This is a genomic window from Polaromonas sp. P1_E3 (assembly GCF_056405935.1).
Map to the genome: position 1 here is coordinate 1 of NZ_JBFUBD010000307.1, position 3,306 is coordinate 3,306.

7 protein-coding genes are annotated in these 3,306 nt (G+C 61.2%); all 7 read left to right on the forward strand.

Annotated elements, in window-relative coordinates:
* Nucleotides 1–566: imidazole glycerol phosphate synthase subunit HisF (gene hisF / locus AC1D0Z_RS18295; RefSeq protein ID WP_477659621.1), on the forward strand; the 566-nt coding region annotated here is incomplete at its 5' end.
* A 204-nt stretch (nucleotides 567–770) separates the two neighbouring features.
* Entirely contained in the window at nucleotides 771–1,202 is a 432-nt protein-coding gene (gene hisI, locus AC1D0Z_RS18300; RefSeq protein WP_477659622.1) for a phosphoribosyl-AMP cyclohydrolase, read from the forward strand.
* Entirely contained in the window at nucleotides 1,189–1,572 is a 384-nt protein-coding gene (locus AC1D0Z_RS18305; RefSeq protein WP_477659623.1) for a phosphoribosyl-ATP diphosphatase, read from the forward strand. Before hisI ends, AC1D0Z_RS18305 begins: the two co-directional genes overlap by 14 nt.
* An 80-nt stretch (nucleotides 1,573–1,652) precedes the next feature.
* Nucleotides 1,653–2,000: a DUF4870 family protein gene (locus AC1D0Z_RS18310; RefSeq protein ID WP_477659624.1), complete on the forward strand. Its 348-nt coding sequence runs from the start codon at nucleotides 1,653–1,655 to the stop codon at nucleotides 1,998–2,000.
* A gap of 31 nt (nucleotides 2,001–2,031) precedes the next feature.
* Entirely contained in the window at nucleotides 2,032–2,391 is a 360-nt protein-coding gene (locus AC1D0Z_RS18315; RefSeq protein ID WP_477659625.1) for a histidine triad nucleotide-binding protein, read from the forward strand.
* A gap of 176 nt (nucleotides 2,392–2,567) precedes the next feature.
* Nucleotides 2,568–2,810 carry a Sec-independent protein translocase subunit TatA gene (gene tatA / locus AC1D0Z_RS18320; RefSeq protein ID WP_477659626.1) on the forward strand — a complete coding sequence of 81 codons (243 nt, stop codon included), beginning with the start codon at nucleotides 2,568–2,570 and terminating at the stop codon, nucleotides 2,808–2,810.
* A 113-nt stretch (nucleotides 2,811–2,923) separates the two neighbouring features.
* The coding region (gene tatB / locus AC1D0Z_RS18325; RefSeq protein WP_477659627.1) for a Sec-independent protein translocase protein TatB at nucleotides 2,924–3,306 on the forward strand (383 nt) is incomplete at its 3' end.

Below are 3,306 nucleotides of genomic sequence, written 5' to 3' on the forward strand. Positions count from 1 at the left end.
GCGGTGGTGTTCGCACCGTTGAAGACGTTCGCCGCCTGCTCAACTCCGGCGCCGACAAGACCAGTTTCAACTCGGCTGCGATCGCCAACCCGCAGGTGATCGCCGACGCTTCCGCCAAATACGGCTCGCAGTGCATCGTGGTGGCGATCGACGCCAAGCGCCGCAACGCCGAGGATGAAAAACGCCTGACGACCGAAGGTGAGCCTGTCGGCCCCGGCTGGGACGTCTACAGCCACGGCGGACGTAAAAACACCGGCCTGGATGCCGTGGCCTGGGCCACTGAGATGGCGCGCCGCGGCGCCGGCGAGATTTTGCTGACCAGCATGGACCGCGACGGCACCAAGTCGGGCTTTGACCTGGCTTTGACCCGCGCGGTGAGCGACGCCATCAGCGTGCCGGTGATCGCCTCGGGCGGTGTCGGCAACCTGGAACACCTGGCCGACGGCATACAAAACGGCGGCGCCGATGCGGTGCTGGCCGCCAGCATCTTTCATTACGGCGAATACACCGTTCAGCAGGCCAAGCAGCACATGGCTGAACGGGGCATCCCCGTTCGAATGACGTAACCCCCGTCGGACAGGTTGCAACCCCCGTCGGACGCTCACTGCGTGTAGCGCCTTCCCCCTGCTGGGGCGAAAAATGAGCAACCCCCCGCAGGCTTCGCTGCGCTACGCCTTTCCCCCTGCTGGGGCGATATCTGCGGTCCGGCAAAGCCGGTCCCGCGATATCCTTGCTTTGGAGCGTCCTTTCAAATCCGTGACAATTGCCTCATGACCAAAAATTGGCTAGATGAAGTCAGCTGGGACGACAAGGGCCTGATCCCTGTCATTGCGCAGGAAGCCTCCAGCGGCGATGTGCTCATGTTTGCCTGGATGAACCGCGAGGCGCTGCAAAAAACGGCCGAGCTGGGCCAGGCGGTGTACTACAGCCGCTCGCGCGGGCGCCTCTGGCACAAGGGTGAAGAGTCCGGCAACCAGCAAACGGTGCATGAGATTCGCCTGGATTGCGACAACGACGTGATCCTGCTCAAGGTGACGCAGCTCGGCCACACGCCGGGAATTGCCTGCCACACGGGCCGCCACAGCTGCTTTTTCAGTGTGTATAAAGACGGCCAGTGGGTCGTGACCGAGCCGGTCCTGAAAGACCCGGTCACCATGTATAAAAAAGCATCAACAGACTCCGGCAAACATGACCACGAATGACTCCCTCCAGCGCCTGGCGCAGATCATCGAAAGCCGCAAAGCGGCCAATGGCGGCGACCCGGATACCAGCTATGTCGCGCGTCTCTTGCACAAAGGACCCGACGCTTTCCTGAAAAAAATCGGCGAGGAGGCCACGGAAACCGTCATGGCCGCCAAGGACATCGACCGCGGCGGTCCCACGGCTGAGCTCAAGGGCAAGCTGGTCGGCGAGGTGGCCGACCTGTGGTTTCACAGCCTGATTGCCCTGTCGCACTACGGCCTCAGCCCGCTGGACGTGATTGCCGAGCTGGAACGCCGCGAAGGCACCAGCGGCATCGAGGAAAAAGCCTTGCRCAAGGCTCAGCACCGTGACGCGGCCGAAAAGCCCTGAGTTACGCCTGCCTGCCATCGCCTGTGGCTGATTTCTTTCCCCCGTATTGCCTCATATTGCTTTGACTGGAACCTGAACGCATGGAAACCGACCTGGCCGAATTCGAAGGCAAAAATCCTACCGACCGCACCATCATGCATGTGCTGTATGCCCTGCACACGCTGGCATGGTTCAGCGGCGGCGTGTTTGCGGTGATCGCCGTCATCATCAACTACATTCGCCGCGCCGACGAAACCGATGCACTCTACATTGACCACCACAGCTACATGATCCGCACTTTCTGGTGGACGCTGGCGTGGCTGGTGCTGCTGTCGCCGCTGTGGCTGTTGATTATTCCGGGCTGGGCGGCTTATGGCATTGTCTGCCTCTGGTACCTGTACCGCTGCGTGCGCGGCTGGATGCGTTTTAACAGCCACCGTCCCACGTAATTTCCTTGAATCACGTCCCCACCACCCAGCCATGAACCACTCCGACACCTGCATTTTCTGCAAGATCGCTGCGGGCACCATTCCAAGCCGGAAGGTGTACGAAGATGACGAGCTGTACGCTTTTCACGACATCAATCCGTGGGCGCCCGTGCATTTCCTGATCATCCCCAGGGACCACATCCCGTCCATGGCCCAGGTAGGCCCCGAACACGCCGCCCTGCTGGGCCGGATGATGGTGCTGGCCCCCAAGCTGGCGATGGAGCAGGGTTGTAACCCTTATCCGGAGGGCGGCTACCGGATCGTGACCAATACCGGCGCCGAGGGTGGCCAAGAGGTGCATCACCTGCACTTTCACGTGATCGGCGGCCCTCGTCCATGGCTGAAGGGCTAGAAGGGTTACAAGCCAAAGGGAACCCCCGGTGCCCACAACCACACTAAACCGTCAGGCCAATGTGTGTAATCAGTTTTCCGGCAGACAGGGCCTTTAGAATCAACGCAACTGCGCGCAAACCGGCCCAAACCGGCAATATTGCGTTTACACCTGTATTTACAGATTAGGAGCAAATCATGGGTTCATTTTCCATCTGGCACTGGCTGATTGTGCTGTTGATCGTGGTCATGGTCTTCGGCACCAAAAAGCTGAAAAACATGGGCAGCGACCTTGGCGGCGCGGTCAAGGGCTTCAAGGACGGCATGAAGGACGGCAGCCAGCCGCCCGCCGACGTTCCCGTGCCGCCTGCCAGCGTCACCACCAACGCCCAGGCCGCTGACAAAACGACGATCGACGTCGAAGCACGCCAGAAATCGTGAGCCCCCACGCTTGTCGCTTCGCGTACTTCGCTGCCCCCCGAGGGGGCTGGCCTTGCTTGGGGCGGCCCGGCGCTGCGGCCGTCTGCGGTGTTTTTGCATTCTGATGTTTTTCCATGATTGACCTCGGCATCTCCAAAATGGCGCTCATCGGCGCCGTGGCGCTGATTGTTATCGGCCCCGAGAAGCTGCCGCGCGTGGCGCGCACTGTCGGCACGCTGCTGGGCAAGGCGCAGCGCTATGTGGCCGACGTCAAGAACGAGGTCAACCGCTCCATGGAGCTGGACGAGCTCAAGAAGATGAAGGAAACCGTTGAGGGCGCTGCCCGCGACGTCGAGAACTCCATCCAGACCAACGCCAGTGACTTTGAAAAGTCCTGGGCCGAGGCCACGGGCGAGTCGTCGTCCGGCGCGTTGCCGGGCATGGAAATCTTCCCCGAGTACAAGCACCCGAAAAAGAAGTGGCGGCTCAAGCAGGGCGCGACACCCCAGTGGTACAA

What these genes read in the sequence shown, in the direction of transcription:
- hisI (WP_477659622.1), top strand. Translation starts at nt 771, where the DNA reads ATGACCAAAAATTGGCTAGATGAAGTCAGCTGGGACGACAAGGGCCTG.
- AC1D0Z_RS18310 (WP_477659624.1), top strand. Translation starts at nt 1,653, where the DNA reads ATGGAAACCGACCTGGCCGAATTCGAAGGCAAAAATCCTACCGACCGC.
- AC1D0Z_RS18315 (WP_477659625.1), top strand. Translation starts at nt 2,032, where the DNA reads ATGAACCACTCCGACACCTGCATTTTCTGCAAGATCGCTGCGGGCACC.
- tatA (WP_477659626.1), top strand. Translation starts at nt 2,568, where the DNA reads ATGGGTTCATTTTCCATCTGGCACTGGCTGATTGTGCTGTTGATCGTG.